General features: G+C 63.8%; 21 protein-coding genes. 7 read left to right on the top strand and 14 right to left on the bottom strand.

Translation table 11 applies throughout. The features are described from left to right. Positions 1 to 175: 175 nt before the first annotated feature. Together ribB and aroC are read right to left on the bottom strand one after the other, a co-directional pair. Positions 176 to 1,276 carry a 3,4-dihydroxy-2-butanone-4-phosphate synthase gene (gene ribB, locus EJ071_RS32280; RefSeq protein ID WP_126101470.1) on the bottom strand — a complete coding sequence of 367 codons (1,101 nt, stop codon included), beginning with the start codon at positions 1,274 to 1,276 and terminating at the stop codon, positions 176 to 178. 84 nt (positions 1,277 to 1,360) lie between these two features. Then, positions 1,361 to 2,476 carry a chorismate synthase gene (gene aroC, locus EJ071_RS32285; RefSeq protein ID WP_126101471.1) on the bottom strand — a complete coding sequence of 372 codons (1,116 nt, stop codon included), beginning with the start codon at positions 2,474 to 2,476 and terminating at the stop codon, positions 1,361 to 1,363. 211 nt (positions 2,477 to 2,687) lie between these two features. Here aroC and EJ071_RS32290 point away from each other — a divergent pair, with 211 nt between their 5' ends. Beyond that, positions 2,688 to 2,942 carry a DUF1344 domain-containing protein gene (locus EJ071_RS32290; RefSeq protein ID WP_126101472.1) on the top strand — a complete coding sequence of 85 codons (255 nt, stop codon included), beginning with the start codon at positions 2,688 to 2,690 and terminating at the stop codon, positions 2,940 to 2,942. Between the two features lie 291 nt (positions 2,943 to 3,233). On the opposite strand, the gene EJ071_RS32295 is transcribed toward EJ071_RS32290, so the two are convergent. The 4 genes from EJ071_RS32295 to EJ071_RS32310 all read right to left on the bottom strand — a co-directional run bounded on the left by EJ071_RS32295 (position 3,234) and on the right by EJ071_RS32310 (position 6,321). Further along, complete coding sequence (locus EJ071_RS32295) at positions 3,234 to 3,821, bottom strand: histidine phosphatase family protein (protein ID WP_126101473.1); 588 nt, start codon at positions 3,819 to 3,821, stop codon at positions 3,234 to 3,236. A gap of 56 nt (positions 3,822 to 3,877) precedes the next feature. Next, on the bottom strand, positions 3,878 to 4,696 hold the full coding sequence (gene fabI / locus EJ071_RS32300; protein WP_126101474.1) for an enoyl-ACP reductase FabI: 819 nt from the start codon (positions 4,694 to 4,696) through the stop codon (positions 3,878 to 3,880). Positions 4,697 to 4,804: 108 nt separating this feature from the next. Continuing rightward, complete coding sequence (locus EJ071_RS32305) at positions 4,805 to 5,737, bottom strand: J domain-containing protein (RefSeq protein WP_126101475.1); 933 nt, start codon at positions 5,735 to 5,737, stop codon at positions 4,805 to 4,807. Between the two features lie 119 nt (positions 5,738 to 5,856). After that, on the bottom strand, positions 5,857 to 6,321 hold the full coding sequence (locus tag EJ071_RS32310) for an RT0821/Lpp0805 family surface protein (RefSeq protein WP_126101476.1): 465 nt from the start codon (positions 6,319 to 6,321) through the stop codon (positions 5,857 to 5,859). 40 nt (positions 6,322 to 6,361) lie between these two features. On the opposite strand from EJ071_RS32310, the gene pdxH reads away from it, so the two are divergent. Next, entirely contained in the window at positions 6,362 to 6,979 is a 618-nt protein-coding gene (pdxH, locus tag EJ071_RS32315; RefSeq protein WP_126101477.1) for a pyridoxamine 5'-phosphate oxidase, read from the top strand. A gap of 99 nt (positions 6,980 to 7,078) precedes the next feature. Here pdxH and EJ071_RS32320 read toward each other — a convergent pair whose 3' ends face one another. Genes EJ071_RS32320 through EJ071_RS32335 form a run of 4 tightly spaced genes read right to left on the bottom strand, consistent with a single transcriptional unit; the run spans position 7,079 to position 10,145 of the window. Further along, positions 7,079 to 7,648 carry a hypothetical protein gene (locus EJ071_RS32320; protein ID WP_126101478.1) on the bottom strand — a complete coding sequence of 190 codons (570 nt, stop codon included), beginning with the start codon at positions 7,646 to 7,648 and terminating at the stop codon, positions 7,079 to 7,081. Between the two features lie 10 nt (positions 7,649 to 7,658). Continuing rightward, positions 7,659 to 8,237: a hypothetical protein gene (locus EJ071_RS32325; RefSeq protein ID WP_126101479.1), complete on the bottom strand. Its 579-nt coding sequence runs from the start codon at positions 8,235 to 8,237 to the stop codon at positions 7,659 to 7,661. Next, positions 8,234 to 8,827, bottom strand: coding sequence for a hypothetical protein (locus tag EJ071_RS32330; protein WP_126101480.1), 594 nt, complete (start codon positions 8,825 to 8,827; stop codon positions 8,234 to 8,236). The genes EJ071_RS32325 and EJ071_RS32330 overlap by 4 nt, the downstream gene beginning before the upstream one ends. After that, on the bottom strand, positions 8,820 to 10,145 hold the full coding sequence (locus EJ071_RS32335; protein WP_126101481.1) for a hypothetical protein: 1,326 nt from the start codon (positions 10,143 to 10,145) through the stop codon (positions 8,820 to 8,822). The genes EJ071_RS32330 and EJ071_RS32335 overlap by 8 nt, the downstream gene beginning before the upstream one ends. A gap of 246 nt (positions 10,146 to 10,391) precedes the next feature. On the opposite strand from EJ071_RS32335, the gene EJ071_RS32340 reads away from it, so the two are divergent. Then, positions 10,392 to 11,024, top strand: a complete 633-nt coding sequence (locus EJ071_RS32340; RefSeq protein ID WP_126101482.1) for a LysE family translocator — start codon at positions 10,392 to 10,394, stop codon at positions 11,022 to 11,024. Between the two features lie 6 nt (positions 11,025 to 11,030). Here EJ071_RS32340 and EJ071_RS32345 read toward each other — a convergent pair whose 3' ends face one another. From EJ071_RS32345 to EJ071_RS32355, 3 genes are all read right to left on the bottom strand, one after another. After that, positions 11,031 to 11,786 carry a crotonase/enoyl-CoA hydratase family protein gene (locus tag EJ071_RS32345; RefSeq protein WP_126101483.1) on the bottom strand — a complete coding sequence of 252 codons (756 nt, stop codon included), beginning with the start codon at positions 11,784 to 11,786 and terminating at the stop codon, positions 11,031 to 11,033. A gap of 27 nt (positions 11,787 to 11,813) precedes the next feature. Then, positions 11,814 to 13,583, bottom strand: a complete 1,770-nt coding sequence (locus EJ071_RS32350; RefSeq protein WP_126101484.1) for an acyl-CoA dehydrogenase family protein — start codon at positions 13,581 to 13,583, stop codon at positions 11,814 to 11,816. Between the two features lie 265 nt (positions 13,584 to 13,848). Continuing rightward, a complete protein-coding gene (locus EJ071_RS32355; RefSeq protein WP_245460373.1) occupies positions 13,849 to 14,775 on the bottom strand; it encodes an IS110 family transposase in 927 nt (308 codons plus the stop codon). 379 nt (positions 14,776 to 15,154) lie between these two features. On the opposite strand from EJ071_RS32355, the gene EJ071_RS32360 reads away from it, so the two are divergent. Together EJ071_RS32360 and EJ071_RS32365 are read left to right on the top strand one after the other, a co-directional pair. Next, positions 15,155 to 15,391, top strand: coding sequence for a hypothetical protein (locus tag EJ071_RS32360; protein ID WP_126101486.1), 237 nt, complete (start codon positions 15,155 to 15,157; stop codon positions 15,389 to 15,391). A 128-nt stretch (positions 15,392 to 15,519) separates the two neighbouring features. Further along, positions 15,520 to 16,629 carry a glycoside hydrolase family 25 protein gene (locus EJ071_RS32365; RefSeq protein ID WP_126102810.1) on the top strand — a complete coding sequence of 370 codons (1,110 nt, stop codon included), beginning with the start codon at positions 15,520 to 15,522 and terminating at the stop codon, positions 16,627 to 16,629. Positions 16,630 to 16,644: 15 nt separating this feature from the next. Here the strand turns inward: EJ071_RS32365 and EJ071_RS32370 are convergent, their stop codons facing one another. Next, positions 16,645 to 17,487, bottom strand: coding sequence for an AraC family transcriptional regulator (locus EJ071_RS32370; protein ID WP_126101487.1), 843 nt, complete (start codon positions 17,485 to 17,487; stop codon positions 16,645 to 16,647). A gap of 247 nt (positions 17,488 to 17,734) precedes the next feature. Here EJ071_RS32370 and EJ071_RS32375 point away from each other — a divergent pair, with 247 nt between their 5' ends. Together EJ071_RS32375 and EJ071_RS32380 are read left to right on the top strand one after the other, a co-directional pair. Further along, positions 17,735 to 19,201 (top strand): alpha-glucosidase/alpha-galactosidase, encoded by a 1,467-nt coding sequence (locus EJ071_RS32375; protein ID WP_126101488.1) that lies wholly within the window; start codon positions 17,735 to 17,737, stop codon positions 19,199 to 19,201. A 96-nt stretch (positions 19,202 to 19,297) separates the two neighbouring features. After that, on the top strand, positions 19,298 to 21,310 hold the full coding sequence (locus EJ071_RS32380) for an ABC transporter substrate-binding protein (protein ID WP_126101489.1): 2,013 nt from the start codon (positions 19,298 to 19,300) through the stop codon (positions 21,308 to 21,310). Positions 21,311 to 21,353 lie beyond the last annotated feature (43 nt).

A 21,353-nucleotide genomic window follows, 5' to 3' on the forward strand; every position in this document is an offset into this window, starting at 1 on the left:
TTCGAAGTCACGGAATGGATCCTCGGGTCTTCGCGCGTCGCTTCGCTCCTTGCTCCGCCCGTGGATGACGACTTCGCAGAGGCTTCGGCCAATCGCCTACGTCGCGGAGGCTTCGGTCAGCCAGCAACGCCGGCGGGCTGCCGTAGGACCTCCGGCGCGTCAATCCCTCGACGGCCTAAAGAATCTCGGTCTTGGCGATATGAATGCCAAACCCTTCGAGGCCGACATAGTGGCGCTCGCGCGAGGCGATCAGGTTGATCGAGGAAATGCCGAGGTCCTTGAGGATCTGGGCGCCGAGGCCGATCTCGCGCCATTCGTTCTCGCGACGGCGGGCTTCCTCATGATCCTCGCGATCGCCGCTCTGCGGCCGCTTGCGCTCCTGATGGGCGACGCCGACCGAGCCTTCACGCAGATAGACGATGACGCCGCGCTTGCGCTCTCCCATCGCCTTCATGATGGTATCCAGCCGGTGGCTGGTGCCGAAGACGTCGGTCACGACATCTTCCGAATGCAGCCGAACCGGCACTTCCTCGCCGTCGCGTATGTCGCCGAAGACGACCGCGACGTGATGCATGGAATCCCAGGGCAGCGTGTAGGTGAAGACCTGCGCCTTGCCGCCGGGCGTATCGATGTCCGAGCAGGCGACGCGCTCGACCAGCGTTTCCTTGCGCTGCCGGTAGGCGATGAGGTCGGCGACCGACACTTGCTTCAGGCCATGCTGCTCGGCGAAAGCCTGAACCTCGGGCCCGCGCTTGACCGTGCCGTCGTCGTTGACCAGCTCGGAGATGACGCCGACCGGCGGCAGGCCGGCGAGCTTGCAGAGATCGACTGCGGCTTCGGTATGGCCCGAGCGCATCAGCACGCCGCCTTCGCGCGCGATCAGCGGGAAGATGTGGCCGGGGCGCACGAAATCGGAGGCGCCGACATTGCCATTGGCGAGATTGCGCACGGTAAGCGTGCGGTCATCGGCCGAAATGCCGGTCGTGGTGCCGTGCTTGAAGTCGACGCTGACGGTGAAGGCCGTGGTGTGGGCGGAATCGTTGTCCGCCACCATCGGCGCCAGGTTCAGCCGCCTCGCATCCTCGCGCAGCATCGGCGTGCAGACGATGCCCGACGTGTTGCGCACGATAAAGGCCATCTTTTCCGGCGTGCAATGGACGGCGGCGACGATCAGGTCGCCCTCGTTCTCGCGCCCGTCATCATCCATGACGACGACGATCTCGCCGCGCTCGAAGGCGCGGATCGCTTCGACGATCTTCTTCTGGTCGTATGGCATGGTGCGCTCGCTTCGCTCGCAGGGAATAGGAATTAGGCAGTAGGCAGTAGGCAGTAGGGAGAAAAAAGTCGGGACGCCTACTGCCTAATCCCTACTGCCTATTCCCTTCCCCGTCTGTCCTCTATGCCGCAAATAGTGGTCCGCAATCGCGCAGGCAACCATGGCCTCGCCGATCGGCACGGCGCGGATGCCGACGCACGGGTCATGCCGGCCCTTGGTCATGACCTCGACGTCTTTGCCGTCCTTGTCGATCGATTTCCGCGGCGTCAGGATCGAGGAGGTCGGCTTGACGGCGAAGCGGGCAATAATCGCCTGGCCGGTCGAGATGCCGCCCAGAATGCCGCCCGCGTTGTTGGACAAAAACACCGGCTTGCCGTCATTGCCGATCCGCATCTCGTCGGCGTTCTGCTCGCCGGTGATGCGCGCCGCCTCGAAGCCGTTGCCGATCTCGACGCCCTTGACCGCGTTGATCGACATCAGGCCGGAGGCGATGTCCTGGTCGAGCTTGGCGTAGATCGGCGCGCCGAGACCGGCCGGCACGCCGTCGGCGACGATCTCGATCACCGCGCCGACCGAGGATCCGGCCTTGCGGACGCCGTCGAGATAGGCGGCGAATACGGGAACCGAGGCTGGATCGGGGGTGAAGAACGGGTTTTCGGCATCGCCGACGAAATTCCAGTTCCAGTTGGCGCGGTCGATGGATTTTTCGCCCATCGAGACCAGCGCGCCGCGCACCACCATGCCAGGCACCACTTTGCGGGCGAGAGCGCCTGCCGCCACCCGCGCGGCGGTCTCGCGTGCCGAGGAGCGGCCTCCGCCGCGATGGTCGCGCAACCCGTATTTGACGTCATAGGTGTAGTCGGCATGGCCCGGCCGGTACTGGCGGGCAATCTCGCCGTAGTCCTTGGAGCGCTGGTCGACATTCTCGATCAGCATCGAGATAGGCGTGCCGGTGGTGATCATCGTCTCGCCGTCCTCGTCGAGGATGAAGCCGGAGAGGATCTTCACCTCGTCCGGCTCACGCCGCTGGGTGACGAAACGCGACTGGCCGGGGCGGCGCCTGTCGAGCTCGGCCTGGATATCCTCGCGCTTGAAGCGGATGCCGGGCGGGCAGCCGTCGACGACGCAGCCGAGCGCGGCGCCGTGGCTTTCACCCCAGGTGGTGACGCGGAAAAGATGGCCGAATGTGTTGTGAGACATGGAAAACGCCCTGCCCGGCGGCGGAGCCGGTTCGCCGGTTCAAGGGTGCCTTCTATTGGCGTTTTCCACAGCGGTCAAACGGTGATCGGATGCAGCAATCCGTGATCTGGCGGATTTAGTTTTGACACATTCGGTTGGTTTCTGCTCTCTTCCATCCGCCGTTGAGGATCCGCCGTTGCTCATGCCGGCGCAATGACCAAAGAGGACGACGATGCGTACCCTGATTGGCGCTGTTGGCGCCATGCTCATGATTTCCACAGCCGCGTTCGCCGGCCAGACCGAAGGCCTGATCAAGAAGGTCGACAAGGACACGCTGACACTGACGCTTGACGACGGAAAGTCCTACAAGCTCAACGCCGAGACCGATCTCGACGCGCTGAAGCCCGGCATGGATATCGTGATCGCATACGACGTGACCAATGGCGAGAACGTCGTGACCGATATGCAATTGCCGGACAGCGACTAGAATTACCCTGCGCCGCGAGGTTTCGGCCAACGCAGTGCGCCGGTAAGGACCACTTTAGAAATTGGCCGGAACGCCGAAAGCTTCGTCATTCTAGGGCGAAGCAAGGAGCGGAGCGACGCGCGCAGACCCTAGAATCCATGCCGTTGCGTCGGAGCTTTGCCGCGGTGCAAAACGATCTCTGTTCTGCGCCGCTTTTGCCATTTGGCCTAGGTCACGGCATGGATCCTAGGGTCTCCGCGACGGAGCTTCGCTCCTGCTTCGCCCTAGGATGACGAGGTTGAGGCGTCTGCTTCACAACCACTCCAGGCTCCGGCCCTTCAGCCGGAGCAGACGGTCCTGCGGGATCTCGAGACTGGCCGCTTCCTTGTTGGACATCCCTTCGACAAAGCGAAACAGGCAGCGCATGACGCCGCCATGGGTGACGCAGACGGTCTGCCGGTCAAGCGCGTCGAACCACGGCTTGATCCGCTCGAGTAGCATTTCGTAGCTTTCCGCGCCCTCGCCCGGCGGCTGGAAATCCCATTTGGCGGCGCGGCGGCCATGCGTTGAGCCAGGATGCCGGGCCTCGAGCTCGGCGAAAGTAAAGCCCTGCCAGTCGCCGAAACTCAATTCCACCAGACGCGGTTCTGTCCGGTAAGCGAGCGGATCGAGCCCCATCGCGGCGCGCATCAGCTCCATCGTCTCGCGCGTGCGCCGCATCGGGCTGGCGACAAAGTCGAAATCCGCAGGATTTCTGACGAGCGCTGCCAGCCGACCGCCATTATGCGTCGCCTGCTCGCGGCCAAGCGCATTCATGTCGGTGTCGGCCTGGCCCTGCAGCCGACCCTCGGCATTCCACTGCGTCCGGCCGTGGCGCACGATGTAGACGAGCGGATACATCGGATCTCCCGGAGGTCGGGCCACGGCCTGGGCGGAGAAGGAAAAGGTGGAGAGAGTTAGTCCTTGACGGTGGAGATGTCCGGCGCGTCGACCGCCTTCATGCCGACGACATGGTAGCCGGAATCGACATGGTGGACCTCACCTGTCACGCCGCGCGACAGGTCCGACAGGAAGTAGACGCCGGAATCGCCGACTTCTTCCTGCGTCACCGTCTGCTTGAGCGGTGCGTTGTACTCGTTCCACTTGAGGATGTAGCGGAAGTCGCCGATGCCTGAGGCGGCGAGCGTCTTGATCGGGCCGGCCGAGATCGCATTGACGCGGATCTTCTTGGCGCCGAGGTCGACGGCGAGATAGCGCACGCTGGCCTCGAGCGCCGCCTTGGCAACGCCCATGACGTTGTAGTGCGGCATCACCTTCTCGGCGCCGTAATAGGTCAGCGTCAAAAGCGAGCCGCCTTCGCTCATCAGCGGTTCAGCGCGCTTGGCGATGGTGGTGAAGGAAAACACCGAAATGTCCATGGTGCGCAGGAAATTGTCGCGCGTCGTCTCGACATAACGGCCGGTGAGCTCGTCCTTGTCGGAGAAAGCGATGGCATGGACGAGGAAATCGATCTTGCCCCAGTGCTTGGCAATGTCGGCGAAGACGGCGTCGAGGCTTTCCGGATCGGTGACGTCGCAATGGCCGGCGACATGCGCGTTGAGCTCGGCCGCCAACGGCTCGACGCGCTTCTTGAAGGCCTCGCCCTGATAGGTCAGCGCGATTTCGGCGCCATGATCGACGCAAGCCTTGGCGATGCCGAAAGCGATCGACCGATTGTTCGCGACGCCGAGAATAAGGCCCCGCTTACCGGCCATCAGGCCCTGTCCACCCGCCATGTGCGCGTTCTCCGCAAGAATGTCTGCTTCGTGTGGAGCCCTATCGCACAGGCACAAGGCCCCTTCAAGCGTCGAAAACAGACTGGCCTGACGAGAAAATCGCCTCGATCAGCCTTTTCGGTTGCGCATCAGGGCTTCGAGATCGGCATCTCCACCCTCCGGCAGCATCAGCCGCACATGGGCGTAGAGGTCGCCGTGGCCGCCGGCTTTTTCCGGCAAACCCCTGCCCTTCAGGCGCAGCACCTTGTCGGAACTCGACCATGCCGGAACGTTGACCGCGAGCTTGCCGGTCGGCGTTTCGACCGCCACTTTGGCGCCAAGCACGGCGTCGGCCAGATCGACGGGCAGGTCGACATGCAGGTCGCGGCCCTCGATGCGATAACGCGGATGGCGGCGGATGTGGATCTTGACCAGCGCGTCGCCGGGTTGCCCAGGCCCCTGCTCGCCCTGGCCCTTGAGCCGGATGGTCTGCCCGTCCTCGACATAGACAGGAAGCTTGACCGCCATCTTGCGGCCATCGGGGAACATCGCGGTCACCTTCTCGGCGGTGGCCGCCTCCTCGACGCTGATGTCCAGCGTGACGTTCAGGTCCGGCGCCTGGACCGGCTGGCGGCGGTCGCCGCGGCCGGCGCCGCGGGCGCCCGAAAAGGCATCGCCGAAGATCTGGCTGAAAATGTCGCTGTTGCCGTCGAACGGATCGCCGCCCGGACGGCCGGTGCGGAATTCAAAATGCGGCGCGCCGCCAGGGCCCTGCTGACGGCGGAACCCGGCGAAAGGATCGCCGCCGCCGGCCGTGCCCTCGAAGCCCTGGAATCTCGGCTTGCCGTCGGCGTCGATCTCGCCGCGATCGTAAGCGGCGCGCGTCTTCTCGTCGCCGACGATCTCGTAAGCCTGGTTGGCGGCGGCAAAACGCTCCTTCGCCTTCGGATCATTCGGATTCTGGTCCGGATGATGCTGCTTGGCGAGCTTGCGGTACGCCGATTTTATGTCCTTGGCCGATGCGTTCCTGGCAACGCCCAGCACCTCATAGGGGTCGCGCATACTTCCTGCCTGAAAGAGAGAATGGGTCCACGGTTGCCCCCTATATGCGCTCGGATAGGAAGAAATTCCAGTAGCGCAAGTGGGATCGGCGAGCGAAAATCAGAGCGCCCCGAACTAAATCAGAGCGCCTTGAATTCTTGCATGCGCCAGCCGCCGGCGCCAGCCATGCAAAGCTCGCCCCGGTACAAGGCGACGCCGTCGAAGCTCTCGCGCGTGGCGGTGAAGCGACGGCAGCTGAGGCCGCCATCCTTGAGTTCCACCAGCTCGGTGATCGCGCCGCGCGAGCCGGTGCCGGCGTTGGCCCATGGCACGGCCTGGCCGCCGAGTTCCTGGATGTCGGCGGAGGAGACAGCGTTGCCGATGGTAGTCTGGTCCGAATCCTTGTCGCTGCTTGCCGGCTGGACTGGCGAGTAAGGCGCGCTGGAGGTGATGATCGAGCGGTCGACCTCCGCTTTCTCGAGGCTGAAGCCGCCGGCACCGCAACCTGCAAGGGGGAGCGCCAACGTCAGCAGCGCAGCCTTGGCACTGGCCGAAGCGATAACGCTCCATTGCCCGCTGTCAAAAGCTTGCGCGATACGCGACAATCGGCGAACTCCTCCCGCAATGTTAAAAATTTGGAAAACTATGAACGAAACCGAGTTAACAAGCAGTGACTTCACCGAGGCGGCGGAGCCGTTCCGGCTCTTTGCCGCATGGCTGGCGGATGCCACCAAGAGCGAGCCAAACGACCCCAACGGCGTGGCGCTGGCAACCGTCGATGCCGACGGCATGCCGGATGTGCGGATGGTGCTGCTCAAGGGGTTCGACGAAAAGGGGTTTGTCTTCTACACGAATTTCGAGAGCGCCAAGGGCCGCGAGATTCTTGGCAGCATGAAGGCGGCGATGTGCTTCCACTGGAAATCGCTGCGCCGCCAGGTGCGCGTGCGCGGGCCGGTGGAGATCGTCAGCGACGCCGAGGCCGACGCCTACTACGCGACGCGGCCGCGCGGCAGCCGCATCGGCGCCTGGGCCTCGAAACAGTCGCGGCCGCTGGAAAGCCGCTTCGCGCTGGAGAAGGCGGTGGCCGAGTACACGGCGCGCTACGCGATCGGCGAGATCCCGCGGCCGAAACACTGGTCGGGCTTCCGCATCCTGCCGCAGACGATCGAGTTCTGGCACGACCGCCCGTTCCGGCTGCATGACCGCATCGTTTTCTCGCGCAACGCCAAGGGCGGCTGGGACAAGACGCGGCTGTACCCCTAAAGCGCGTCGCGATCTTTCAGATTCGCTCCGTGCGCTTCAGGTTTTTGATTTTACGCATGTCTTTGTCCCGAAACCGGTCCCACTTTCGGGAGACATGCCTTAATCTTTTTCCAGCTGGAACAGCAGGAAATGCGGCCGCTCGCTGGCGACACCGACGGCCGGGCGTATTGATTTGGTCGCCTCCTTCGGGACCAGAAACGTCTCGCGCAGATTGAGCGTGTCGCCGCTCTTGGCGCCGGAGAAGGTCGCCGAGGTGCAGGTCTGCACGTTGTCCGTGGTTTTCAGCGACGCGATGGATGTCGGAAGCCAGCGTCGGCCGTCCTTATCAATCAGCATCACCTTGCAGCCGAGCCATCGGCGCTGCAGATCGGGATCGCCGATCCTCACCTGGAAGTCGGCCAGCACCGGCACCGAATCGGGCGGCAGCTTCGACATCCCGAAAGCGCCGCGCAGATCCGTCAGCTTCCAGTCGCTGCCGCCGAAACGGGCGCTCTCGCCCCAGGCAACGCGGCGCGGGAAGAGGTCGTTGTCGCCAAGCAGCGCCTTGACGTTGTCATAGGACTCAATGGCCAGGCTCAGCGGGATGAGCAGAACAAGCGACCAAAGGCCGCGGCGGCGCCATTTCCGCTCGCTCGTCCCGCTCTCGGGATCCAGAACCTGTGCCGTCATTCGATACCTCTCAGATCGGCTCAGCCATATCCAGCATGCCGACCGTGCCGGGCGGCAAGCCGTCGGGTCCAATGGCGACCGGCCCGAGCGATATTTCGGCTTGCGAGTCGAGCGCGGACATCAGCTTTTCCGAAATCAGCAAAGTGGCATCGCTCACCTCATCCGGCCGCAACTCGAAGATCAGCCTCGCCTTTTTCGGCAGGCCGGGATCGATGGCCACCGGAAGGAGCCCATCGGCGAAGGACAGCCGCTCGGTCTGGTCGTAGGTCAGGCCGGTCGCTCCGCGCCAGGACGCGACCGCCACCGTCGTCGATTGCGCCTGCGCCGCAAACTCCACCGTGACTACGGCCCAGATGCCGCCGGTGGTCAGAACCTTGCTGTCACCGAACCTGTCCACTTTCAGCTTGCGGGCGAATTCCACCTTTTCGGCGCGCACCTCGAAGCTTCGCCCGACGACCGTGTCACCCAGATCGCCACGCGCAGGGATCGGTCCGATCAGGTCGCCATAATGCGGCTTCGAGACCTGCAGGCCGTAGCAGAGCGAGACAGCGGCGAGCAGCAGCACGATGTTGGCGAGCTTGCGCATCATGGCTGGATATCCGCTGTGTCGGGCCCGCTGCCAACAGGCAGCTTCAGCGTGCCGATCGGCGCCGGATTGAACCAGCCCGGCAGGCCATAGAGATTGTCGCGCTGCTTGTACGTCTTGCGGATGACGGTCAGGTCGAGTTTCGCCGGCGGCGCCGCTCCGTCCGGCAGTTGCCAGATATAGGCCATGCGTTCCGGCAAGCCGGGGTGCAGTTCCGGCGACAGCGTGGAATCGCGCATCAGCGCGATGAAGGGTTTCGCCGCCGGATCGATCGTTGCCTGGTTTGCCTGCAGGACGTCGAAATAGTCCTTTGTCGATCTGGCCGTCCGGTTGGTCATCTCGACCTCGAGGACGAGCGCCTTCGCGCCGGGCTTGAGCGGCACGCCGTAGAGGTTATCACCTTCGGCGGCATAAGCCTTGAGCGGTCTCAGCAGCCATTCGCCCGTTTCAATCTGGCTGGCCGGCGCCAGGACAGGCAGCGGCTCGTGCCTTACGCCGAATGCGCCCATGACGCCGGCGACGGCAATCGCCGCCGCGGTGCCGATGCCGGCCACCAGCCAGGCTTTCAGGCGGGAACCGGCATTCTCAAGCATTGTAGGCCCCTACTTCCGCACCGCCGGGGGAGCCCGCCGGTCGAGCGTCTTCGCCGGTCCGGCGCTTCGGCAGCGCGAAGGCCGTTTCGAGGATCGCGGCGAGGAAGCAGATCCTGAACGGCTCGACGAGAATGCCGGTCGATGAGTCCTGGAACGGGCTGCCGAACAGCAGCGAGACGCCCTCGGACAGCACCTGCCAGACATCGAGCTCATGCGGGCCGATGAGACGCGTCATGCCGAGCCATGCCCAGGCCGCCAACCAGTCGATCAGCCGGTAGCCGACGATCAGCGTGACGATCAGCACCACGCCCGAGCTCAGCGTGATGCGCATGCCGTTGGCGATCGGCAAATAGCGAGAGCGGTAGCCGGAGATGAAATGCTCGACGAAGTCGCGCAGGAATTTCGGAATGGCGCGGTAGCGCTCGCCAAAATGCACGATGCGCCGATGCATGCGCATCAGCTCCTTGTCGTCGCGCACGTCGTAGCCGTAGATCAGCGCGGCGAGCACCAGCCAGATCACCGGCAGGAGCATGTAGAAGAACAGGTTGACCAGCCTCGCGGTCGTGTCGATGGACGTGACCTCGACGGGAACCAACTGAGCGGCAAAGGCGCTTGCGATCGGATTGGCGATCCCTTCAGCGGCGGCCTGCAGGACGGAAAAAATGTTGCGGCTCATGATCCAGCCGACGGCCTCGTCCTTCCAGCGCGAGATCACGTAGAGACCGATGAAGATCCAGTTGGTCTCGCAGATAACCACGACGATCTGCCAGAAGGAGCGCGATGCGCCGCGCGCCTGCATCATGATGGCGAAGCGCCGGATCAGCCAGGAGATCACGACCGAAAAGATCAGCCAGCGCGAATCGAGCACGTCGAGAACGTTGCCCGCCCCTTCGCCGAAGGGCGCCATGTCGAGCGCGACGCGCGAATACTGCCGCACGGTGTCGCCGAGAAAGCCCCAGGCGGCGTAATAGGCGAAGAAGGGCAGCAGCGCGACGGTGACCATGCGCGCCAGCCGCGCGCCGCCGGTCCGAGGTTCGCCTGTGCTTTCGCCACGCGCCGCCTGCTGCGCGGCACGTGTCGCCGGCAGAGCCGGCAGCAGCGTCTGGAACATGGCGACGGTGACGATGAGCTGGGTCAGCGCGACAAGCGTCAGCAAGGCGAGCCCCGCCATGTGGTTGACAAGGGCGGTACGCGCGGCGATCTGCATGAACAGGTCGCCGAACACGATGCCCAACAGCACCATGGCGACCAGTTGCGGCCAGAAGCGCCACCAGAGCCTGAATGTCAGCACCAGCGGCTTTGCGGCATCGGCAAGCATGTCGAGGCGTTCAATGCGTCAGTGAACGTCCTCCAACCGCTCTGGCGGGTTCGGCGGCAGCGTGTCGGATCATGTCCCCTCCATTCCACGAGCCCCCGCCACGCGTCGTCGAGACATAGGGCAAACCGGATTGCTTTGACACCCCTGCACCAACCTTTAGGCGAAATTGGCCGGCCGCCTCGCCTTACGCTTGGTGCCATTTCCGGCCATACTGTCGCAAAGGCTTCAGGCCTTCGGAGGTTCGGCATGGCAATCTTCCTGGCATTCCTTGGCGTCTCTATCGTGGTGATCGTCACACCCGGTCCGGATACCGCGATCACCATCCGCAACACCTTGCTCGGCGGCCGTTCTGCGGGAATCTTGACTGCGCTTGGTGTCGGCTGCGGGCTGACGATCTGGGCACTGGCGACAAGCGCTGGTTTGGTCGCCTTGCTCACGGCTTCCGAGCCGCTTTTCCTAGCCGTCAAATATGCCGGCGCCGCCTATCTGATCTATCTCGGCATGCAAGCACTGCGTGAAGCAATCTGGCCGGCGCAAAGCCAACATGCGCGGTCACCGACCATGCCGCATATGCGGCTCGCCCCGGTTGCCGCGTTCCGGCAGGGCTTCGTCAGCGATCTCAGCAATCCGAAGATAGCGGTGTTCTTCCCCAGCCTGTTGCCGCAATTCGTGCCGGCCGGTCAGCCGTCCTTCCTGTCGCTTTTGCTGCTCGGCATCGTCTTTGCGCTGATCACCTTCGCCTGGCTGACCATCTATGCGACCATCATCGCCAAGGCCGGCGACTGGCTGCGCCGGCCGAATGTGCGCCGCGCCGTCGAAGCAATCAGCGGCACGCTGCTGATTGCCCTTGGCATTCGAATCGCGGCCGAGCAGCGCTAGATCCCCTCAGCTCGCCTTCTTTCGCGTCATGAAGGCGGTGAGCGCGGCGCGCGCCTCGTCCGACTTCAGCCGCTCACGGAAATGCTCGCTTTCGACCTTGATGCGGGCGATCAATTCCTCGCGCGGCTCACGCATCAGGTCGCGGGCGATCTTCAGCGCCTGCGGCGGCTTGGCGGCGATTTCGTTGGCGGCCGCCAGCACCGCGCCTTCCAGCGCCTCTTCCGCGACCACCTCGTAGATCAGGCCGGCGGCCTTGGCGCGCTCGGCCAAAAAGCCTTCGCCGAGACCCAGCAGCGCGAAGGCGCCCTGTAGGCCGAGGATTTGCGGCGCCAGCAGGCTCGAGCCGGCTTCAGGCACCAGGCCGAGGTCGACGAAGGGCGTGCGGAAGAGCGTGCGCGGCGTGGCGAAGGTCAGGTCGCAATGCAAATTGAGCGTGGTGCCGATACCGACCGCGATGCCGTCGACGCCCGAGACCATCGGCTTCTCCGCCTTGGCCAGCGCCATGAGAAAATCCCAGACCTCGTTGCCGCCCTCGCCGCCGCCGGCGATGACGAGGAAGTCGGCGAGATCGTTGCCGGCGGAAAAGGCGCCGGGGACGCCGAGGAAGACATGGACGCGGACCGCCGGATCGGCGTCGCCTTCGGCAAGAGCGGCCGACATTTTCGCGTACATGGCGCGCGTTAGCGCGTTCTTCTTGTCCGGCCGGTTCATGCGGATGATCTGCACGGCGCCCCGGCGCTCGATGAGGATATGGTCGGTCACGGTCGGTTCCTTCGAATGCCAGGATGTTCAGGCGGAGATCAGCATCTTGCCGGCCGCGGCGAGGCTATCGGCGCCGTCGATGACGCGCTCCTTCAGGGCACGCGTCTCGCCAAGCAGGTTTTCGGCAAAGAAGCGGCAAAGCGGAACTCGGCCGCGGTCGGCCAGCCCGCCCTGCGCCAGATAGGCGCCGCCGGCGGCAAGTGAGATCAGGCGCAGATAGGGCGTTGCGCCGGCCATCGCGGTATCGCTCTTGCCGTCGGCAAGAAGCCGTTGCAGGAAGCGGGTCGCTTCGTCGAGATCGGCGAGCGCACGATCGAGATTGTCGGCGGTGCGCCCAAAACCCTCGATGTTGGAGGTGCGCACCGCGTCGGCCATCGCCTTCAGTTCGCCGATGTAGCGATGCACATGCTCGCCGCCGCCGAGCGGCAGTTTTCGCGAGACGAGGTCGATCGCCTGGATGCCGTTGGTGCCTTCATAGATCGGGGCGATGCGGGCATCGCGATAAAGCGCCGCCGCACCGGTTTCCTCGATGAAGCCCATGCCGCCATGCACCTGCAGCCCAAGCGATGCAACCTCGACGCCGACATCGGTCGAAAAGGCTTTCGCCAGCGGCGTCAGCAGATTGGCGCGGTCGCGCCAGGTGGCGGCGGCCTCGCCCTCGGCGACGCGCGCCCTGTCGATGGCGTGCCCACAGGAATAGGCGATGGCGCGCGCGATCTGGGTCAGCGCCCGCATGGTCAAAAGATTGCGCTGCACGTCCGGGTGATGGACGATCGGCGCCATGCCTGAGCCGGCATAATCCGAGGCCTTGCCCTGGAGGCGCTCATTGGCATAGGCGATCGCCTTCTGCGTCGCCGTCTCGGCCACCGCCACGCCCTGCATGCCGACGGCAAGGCGGGCGTTGTTCATCATGGTGAACATGCAGGCGAGACCCTTGTTCTCCTCGCCGACCAGCCAGCCGATCGCGCCCGGGGCCGCGCCCTCAAAACCGTCGCCGTAGATCATGGTGCAGGTCGGAGATGCGTGGATGCCGAGCTTGTGCTCGAGACCGGAACAGAAGACGTCGTTGCGGGCGCCGAGCGAGCCGTCGTCATTGACCAGGAATTTCGGCACCAGGAACAGCGAGATGCCGCGCGTGCCGGCCGGCGCGTCGGGCAGCCTGGCCAGCACCAGATGCACGATGTTGTCGGTGAAATCGTGCTCGCCATAGGTGATGAAAATCTTCTGGCCGAAGATGCGGTAGGTGCCGTCGCCGGCGGGCTCGGCGCGGGTGCGCAGCGCCGCGAGGTCCGAACCGGCCTGCGGCTCGGTCAGGTTCATCGTGCCCATCCACTCGCCGGAGACAAGCTTGGCGAGATACTTCGCCTTGAGATCCTCCGACGCATGCTTGTCGAGGGCTTCCACCGCGCCCATGGTGAGCGTCGGGCCGATGCCGAAGGCCATGGCGGCAGAGTTCCACATTTCGAGCGCGGCGACGGCGAGCATTGTGGGCAGGCCCTGGCCGCCGAATTCCTCCGGCCCCGACAGCGCGTTCCAGCCACCGTCGATCCAGCGGCGGTAAAGCTCCTTCCAGCCGGGCGGCGTGGTGACGGAAGCGTGCTTCAGCACCGCGCCATGCTCGTCGCCGATCTTGTAGAGCGGCGCCACCTCCTCGCTGGCGAAGCGACCGGCCTCGGAAAGGATCGCGTCGACAAGGTCCTCGCCGAGATCGCCGAAGGTGCCGGCGTCCAATGCCGGCTTCAGGCCGGCCACATGCTTCAGCGTGAAGGCGATGTCCTCGACCGGTGCGCGATACATTTTGCTGCTCCTCCTCCGTTCCGGCCGATGGTAGTCGCGTAGCCAAAGCGAGGCCATGCGCCTTTGGGCCGGCCCAACACCTTCTTTTTACGTAAACGTCAAACTTTGTCACGCGGATTTTGCAACTTCGTCATCCACGGGCGGAGCGGGAGCGAAGCGGACGCGTAGACCCGAGGATCCATTCCGTGACCTCGGGCGAAGGGTGCAGCGGAGCACAATTCTGGACCGTGGAAACCGCCTCAACGTTACGGAATGGCAACTGTGTTCATGCGAATGCGGTTTTGTCGCGGATGATGGCGTTGAGGACGACCAGGAGCTTCCTTGCTACGGCGATGATAGCAAGTTTCTTGGAGCCTGATCGGGCGGCAAGTGCGGTATAGAAGGACTTGAACCGGTCACAGGTTCTGATGGCTGTGAGGGCTGCCATGTAGAGGGCGCGGCGCACGCGTGATCGCCCGCCCTGGATCTGGCTCCTGCGTGTGAGCTTGCCGCTCTTGTTGTCGAACGGGGCAAGGCCGACGAGCGCGGCGATCGCCTTGGGTGAGCGCTGGCCGAGCTCGGGCAGGAGCGCCAGCAGCGAGAGCGCGCCGACCTTGGAGACACCGGGCACGGAGACCATCAGCGCATGGTCGCGAGCGGTGCCCTGGTTTTGACGAATGACTTCGGCAATCAGGCTCTCGAGCGCCTTGATGCGCGTGTCGAAGTGAGCGATCGTTTCTTCCAGATCGGCAATGACGATCTCATTGAAGGCCTCGGCGAGGTGCTTCTTCGCCGTTGCCCGCATATTGACCAGGTGATCGCGGTGGCCGGCAAGCGATTGAAGCCGCTCGACTTCTTCGCTCGGCGCCGGCTCGGCCTCAGGGTGATAGCGACGGCCGTAGTCGCTCAGCATCCTGGTATCGAGAGGATCGGTCTTGGCGCGCCGTCTCGTCGACTTGGCATAGTGGTGGGTATGGGCCGGGTTGTGCCGCGAGAACGGCACGCCGGCCTTGGCCAGCGCATGGCGCAGCAGCCGGTCATGCACCCCCGTCGCCTCCATGACGACAAAGTCCCGACTGGGATCAAGGCCCGCCACATAGGCCGCGATCGCGTCGGCCTGATTGTCGATGCGCCGGAAACGGCCGCTTGCCTCATCAAAAAAGTCCAGCCACTGCTTTGAGATGTCGCAGCCGACATAGTTCTGCATTATCATGTCCACGCCTCTTCCTGTGGTGCGGGGTCTGCTTGGAACAGCCCCGTGCAACTGTTCAGGTTGATGGTTCACCGGTGGGAAGGGACCGGGCCATGCCACGGCCTGTCCGAAAGGACGACCAGGATCCACTCGGTCTCCTTCCCACTTCAACCATACACCAGAACCAACACACAGGATCCTCGGGTCTGCGCGCGTCGCTTCGCTCCTTGCTCCGCCCGTGGATGACGAAATCGCGAAGGCTTTCGCTAATTTTCAAGGCTGCTGATTGCTACTGAAGGGTACAATCCAATCTCTCGAAATTTCTGCGATAACGGACTACATCCGACTGGTATTATCTGCCGTTGGCAGACCAGAGAGACATCGTGCACTGGGAACTCCCATGCTTGCCATACCTGAAGTCTATCGCTGCATCGAATGCGGCCTCCCTTACCGGGCCACGGGGTTCTGGTACCACGAGGGCAAGATCGAGCATGGACCGGCCTACTGGACCGATCGCGGCATATTGTGCTCGCCGCAATGCTCGCTGGCGCATCACAAGAAGCGCGCCGCCGACGGCACGCTGCCGCAGGAGCCGGCGCCCGATCCATTCGAGGTGCAGTCGCTGTTCCGGCGCTGAGCACCCGATCGGCTTTGAAAGCAATTCCTTAACCATAGCGGTTCAGGATCGTCCCCTGGTCAGTGGGGACACCCTGATTGAAAAAGCCGGCGCGCCCTCTTCGCCGCCTGGCGCTTCTCGCAGCGGCGATGGCGCTGGGCACGGCGGCAAAGGCCTCGGATTTCTCCGAGCCGTGGAAGAATGCCGACCGGGCGCTGGTGATCGACGCCTACGAGTACAACGCAATCGACTGGGCGCAGCTTGCCACCGACAAGCGCGTCGTCGGCTTCATCAACAAGGCCTCCGACGGGCTGCCGCCGCCCTATTTCTGCTTCGGCGGCGAGACCGACATCAAACTCTGCAAGGCACTGTGGAAGCGATACGCGGTGACGCGCGAGCTGTTCCAGACGCGCAAGGTGGTGGCCAAGGCGCTCGGCCTGAAATGGGGCGCCTATCACCTTGCCCGTCCCGGCAATCCTGTCGAGCAGGCCAACAATTTCGTCGATTTCGCCGAGCCGGCGCCGGACGATTTGATTGCCCTCGACATCGAGGGCATCGACCCGACGCAATGGATGTCGCTCGAGGACGCGGAAGAATTCGTGCGTCAGGTGCACAGGCGGCTCGGCCGCTTCCCGGTGCTCTACTCGAACGGCAAGACCGCCCAGTACATCGCCGACAACCGCTACACTTACCGGCTCTTGTCACGGCTGCCGCTCTGGTACGCGCGCTACAAGCCGGACATCGAGGTGCATTTCCCGATGGGCAACTGGCAGGGCTACGCGCTCTGGCAGTTTTCCGCGAAGGCGAATTGCGGCCGCTTCAGGTGCCCCTATCGCGTGCCGGGCACGCCCAACGATATCGACGTCAGCGTCGCGCCGATGAAGGCGGAAGAATTGCGCCGGCAATGGGCCGTCGGCGGGCTGATCGATGTGCCGCCGGATTACCTCGCCTCGATCCCGGTGCCGATCCCGCGCGAAGCGGGCCTCGCCGGCAAGGTCACCATCACCTACGCCGATGTCGCGACGCCGCCGACCGTCGAGGAACTGGTCGCGGTCCTCGGCGCGCGCTGGAACAAATTCCGCGACGGTTTCCGCATGCCGGTGGTGAAGACGGTGCCGCAGCGCCCAGGTTTCGGCATCGTCCAATATGTCGCCTGGAAGCGGGCCGGGCAGCGCACGCCTGAACAGCTTGACGCAGCCTTCGCCGCTGCCGACCCGGTCAGCACCGCATCGACGACACCCGATCGGTCCCGCCGCTGATCATTCTAGATACCATCAGCGATGGTTGCCCAGGCTGGCATACATGCCGGTCGTGCGAAACTGCGTCGGCGTGATGCCGTAGCAACGGCGAAACACCTTGGAGAAGTAATTCGCGTCCTCGAAGCCGCACAGCATCGCGACTTCCTTGACCGGCAGGAAATCGGCTTTGGTCAGCAACTTCGCCGCGCGCTGCAGCCTTTGCTGCAACACGAATTCGGCCGGCGGCAAGCCCTCGCTCTCGGCAAAGCAGCGCGAGAAATGGGCGCGGCTGAGGCCGCTGATCTCGACCAGCTCCGTCACCGGCAGCGGCTTGTCGAGATTGGCGTTGATGTGGTCGATGACCGGCTGCATGGCGCTTTGCTTTTCCGCGAAAGCGTGCGAGCCGAAGACATCGTCGTAGAGCGCCATCGCCGCCTCGTAGGCGACCGCAGAGGCGGCGCCGGGCGAAGCGGCACCCTTGATGAGGCGGAGACTGCAATCTGCTAGGTGATCGATGGTCGCCGGCTGCAGCCGGAACACGGGACCGGAGACGCTTAAGATGGATTTGTGGATGCGCAGCGCCTCTTCGCCGTTCATCGAAATCCAGAAATATTCCCAGCGGTCGCCCTTGGCCAACCAGTAGCGATGGTTGTGCGGCACCAGCACCAGCAGCGTGTCGTTCGCCTGCAGGCGATAGTTGCGGCCCTCGTAGCGCAACTGCCCGGTGCCGCTGATCGTGTGCTGGAGCACGGTGAACGGCGTCTGGCCACGCCTTCGCCCGTCCCAGTCATAGGTCTCGTCCTCGCGCACCTCATAGCCGGTGCTGGTCGGCATGGCATGCAGGCGCTGGCGGCCGCGCGGCAGCGAGATCGTGCGCATCAACTTTCCATTGGCGATCAGGTCTCGCAGCACAAAATTACCCTCGAAAGCATAATCCTTCTCTGGCCGCGCCGGCGAATAAGCGCATAATCCGGCTTCTCAGAACGCGAAAGACCCGCGGTCGAGGAGCGGGCGGGAGGAGAAAAAGCCGGATTTCCGGCTTGAATGGCACGCACGCCGTTGGGCGGCGGCCATATCCTCCCTTGCTGCTCCTTGCCTAGCATTTGATTGGATCGAGGTGAAGGTGATGAGCTTCAAAATCGCTATTATCGGCGCCGGCAGCGTCGGATTCACCAAGAAGCTGTTCACCGACATTCTATGCGTCCCGGAGTTCAAGGACATCGAATTCGCGCTGACCGATGTCAGCGAGCACAATCTCGGGATGATCAAGGCGATCCTCGACAGGATCGTGGAAGCGAACAATTTGCCGACCAAAGTGACGGCGACCACGAACCGCCGCCAGGCGCTGGAGGGGGCGCGCTACATCATCAGCTGCGTGCGCGTCGGTGGCCTCGAAGCCTATGCCGACGACATCCGCATCCCGCTGAAATATGGCATCGACCAATGCGTCGGCGACACGATCTGCGCTGGCGGCATCCTCTACGGCCAGCGCAACATTCCGGTGATCCTCGACTTCTGCAAGGACATAGGCGAGGTCGCGGAAACCGGCGCCAGGTTCCTCAACTACGCCAACCCGATGGCGATGAACACCTGGGCAGCAATCGAATACGGCAAGGTCGACACGGTCGGGCTCTGTCACGGCGTCCAGCACGGCGCCGAACAGATCGCCGAAGTGCTCGGCGCCAAGTCGCCCAAGGAGCTCGACTATGTCTGTTCCGGCATCAACCACCAGACCTGGTTCATCGAGTTGCGGCTGAACGGCCGGCCGATCGGCAAGGACGAGCTGGTCGCCGCCTTCGAGGCCCATCCGGTCTATTCGAAACAGGAGAAGCTTCGCATCGACGTGCTGAAGCGTTTCGGGGTCTATTCGACCGAAAGCAACGGCCACCTATCCGAATATCTGCCCTGGTACCGCAAGCGCCCCGACGAGATCACGCGCTGGATCGACATGTCGGACTGGATCCATGGCGAGACGGGCGGCTATCTGCGCTACTCGACCGAAACCCGCAACTGGTTCGAGACGGAATATCCGCAATTCCTCGAAGCGGCGTCGAAGCCGATCGACCCGGCCAAGCGCTCCAACGAGCATGCCAGCCACATCCTCGAGGCGCTGGAGACCAACCGCGTCTATCGCGGCCATTTCAACGTCAAGAACAACGGCGTGATCGCCAACCTGCCGCAGGACGCCATCATCGAATCGCCCGGCTTCGTCGACCGCTTCGGCATCAACATGGCCGCGGGCATCACGCTGCCGGAGGCGTGCGCGGCCACCTGCATGGCCTCGATCAACGTGCAGAGAATGGCGGTGCATGCCGCGATCGCCGGCGACATCGACCTCTTGAAGCTCGCGGTGCTGCACGACCCGCTGGTCGGCGCGGTGTCGACGCCGGAGGAGGTCTGGCAGATGGTGGACGAGATGGTCGTCGCCCAGGCCGCCTGGCTGCCCCAATACGCAGATGCCGTTCCGGCAGCAAAGGAGCGGCTTTCGAAATCCAAGGTCAAGACACGCGAATGGGCGGGCGCGGCGCGGCGAAGCGTACGCTCGATCGAGGAATTGCGCGCCGAAAAGGCGGCACTCAAACAGGCCGGCTGAGATGGCAGGCGCACGTGCAGGAGGCACGTCCGCCAAATCAGCCGTCCAGAACAAGAGGCGGGCAGCAGCAGGCGTCCAAACAACTGGGAGGAGACGATGAGGACCTTACGCAAAATTGGCTTTGCCGCCGGACTGGCGCTGAGCGTTGCCGTTCCGGCACACGCCTTCGCATCCGAGCCGACGATCCCGCCCGAGCCGGCGACGTTTCCGGCCGAGGGCAAGATCCACTATGTGGCGCGCGACTCCATCCTGGAGTTCAAGGCGCTGCCCGAATATCACGAGCCGGACTGGGTGACGGAGAAATACGTCAAGACCGGCAAGCTGCCGCCCGTGAAGGACAGGCTGCCGAAGGAGCCGCTGGTCTTCAAAACCGCCAACATGACGGACGGCACGGGCGTCTATGGCGATACGATGCGCCATGTCATCGGCGGCCGGCCGGAGGGCTGGAACTACGGCGCCGGCCAGACGCAAGGCTGGGGCGGCATCGATATCGGCCTCTCCGAATGCCTGACGCGCACGGCGCCGCTGTTCCAGGTCGAGGCGAAGGACACCGAGCCGCTGCCGAACCTTGCCAAGAGCTGGGACTGGTCGAGCGACGGCCACAAGCTGACCATGCATCTGATCGAAGGCGCCAAATGGTCGGACGGGGTGCCCTTCAACGCCGACGACGTCATGTTCTACTGGGACGACGAAGTGGTCGATCCGAACGTCTCGCCGCTCAACGGCGCGACACCGGAAACCTTCGGCGTTGGCACGACGCTCAAGAAAGTCGACGACTACACCGTCGAGTGGACCTTCAAGGAGGCCTTCCCGCGACAGTATCTCTACGCGATGGCCTACGGCACCTTCTGCCCCGGCCCGGCGCATATCCTCAAGCCGCAGCATCCGAAATATTCGAAGAACACCTACGACCAGTTCAAGAACGCCTTCCCGCCGGAATACATGAACCTGCCGGTAATGGGCGCCTGGGTGCCGGTCGAATACCGGCCGGACGACATCATCGTGATGCGCCGCAACCCCTACTATTGGAAGGTCGACGAGAAGGGCAACCAGCTGCCCTATCTCAACGAGCTGCAATACAAGCTCTCGACCTGGGCCGATCGAGACGTGCAGGCTGTGGCGGGTTCGGGCGACTTTTCCAACCTCGAACAACCGGAGAATTTCGTCGCCTCGCTGAAGCGCGCGGCTGACAAGAATGCACCTGCGCGCCTCGCCTTCGGCCCGCGACTGATCGGCTACAATCTGCGTATGAACTTTTCCGCCAATGGCTGGGGCAACCCGGACGAGCGCGGCCAGGCGATCCGCGAATTGAACCGCAACGAGGATTTCCGCAAGGCCGTCACTATGGCGGTCGACCGCAAGGCGCTCGGCGATTCGCTGGTCAAGGGACCGTTCACCGCCATCTATCCCGGCGGCTTCTCCTCCGGCACCAGCTTCTATGACCGCAAGTCGACCGTCTACTATCCCTTCGTGAACTTCCTGGCCGGCACCGCCGGCGGCAAGAATGTCGAGATCGTGATGCTGGTCAACAACGACTACACCACCGACAAGAGCCTTGCCGAAGGCGTCGTGGCGCAGATGGAGAAACTGGGCTTGAGGGTCGTGCTCAACGGGGTCAACGGCACGCAGCGCGACGCGATCCAATATTCCGGCCGCTTCGACTGGCTGATCCGGCGCAACGACCAGGAGCTCACCTCAGTCGTGCAGAACACGGAGCAACTCGCTCCCGTCGGCCCGAAAACCAGCTGGAACCATCGCGCGCCGGAAAGCGGCGAAGTCGATCTGATGCCGTTCGAGAAGGACCTCGTCGACATTGTCAACAAGTTCGTCACGACGCAGGACAACGACCAGCGCGCGGATCTGATGAGGCAATTCCAGAAGATCTCGACGGAAAACGTCTACAATGTCGGCCTGACGGAATATCCGGGCGCGCTGATCATCAACAAGCGCTTCTCGAACATCCCGCAGGGAACGCCGATCTTCATGTTCAACTGGGCCGAGGATTCGATCGTCCGCGAACGCATCTTCGTCGCGGCCGACAAGCAGGCCAAGTATGAATTGTACCCGGAAGAGCTCCCCGGCAAACCGGGTGACAAGGGTCCGATGTAAGGTTTACCTCCCTGACGAAGAGACGTCCGGCCGCGCCGCGGCG

The organism is Mesorhizobium sp. M1B.F.Ca.ET.045.04.1.1 (genome assembly GCF_003952465.1).
Taxonomy (GTDB): domain Bacteria; phylum Pseudomonadota; class Alphaproteobacteria; order Rhizobiales; family Rhizobiaceae; genus Mesorhizobium; species Mesorhizobium shonense.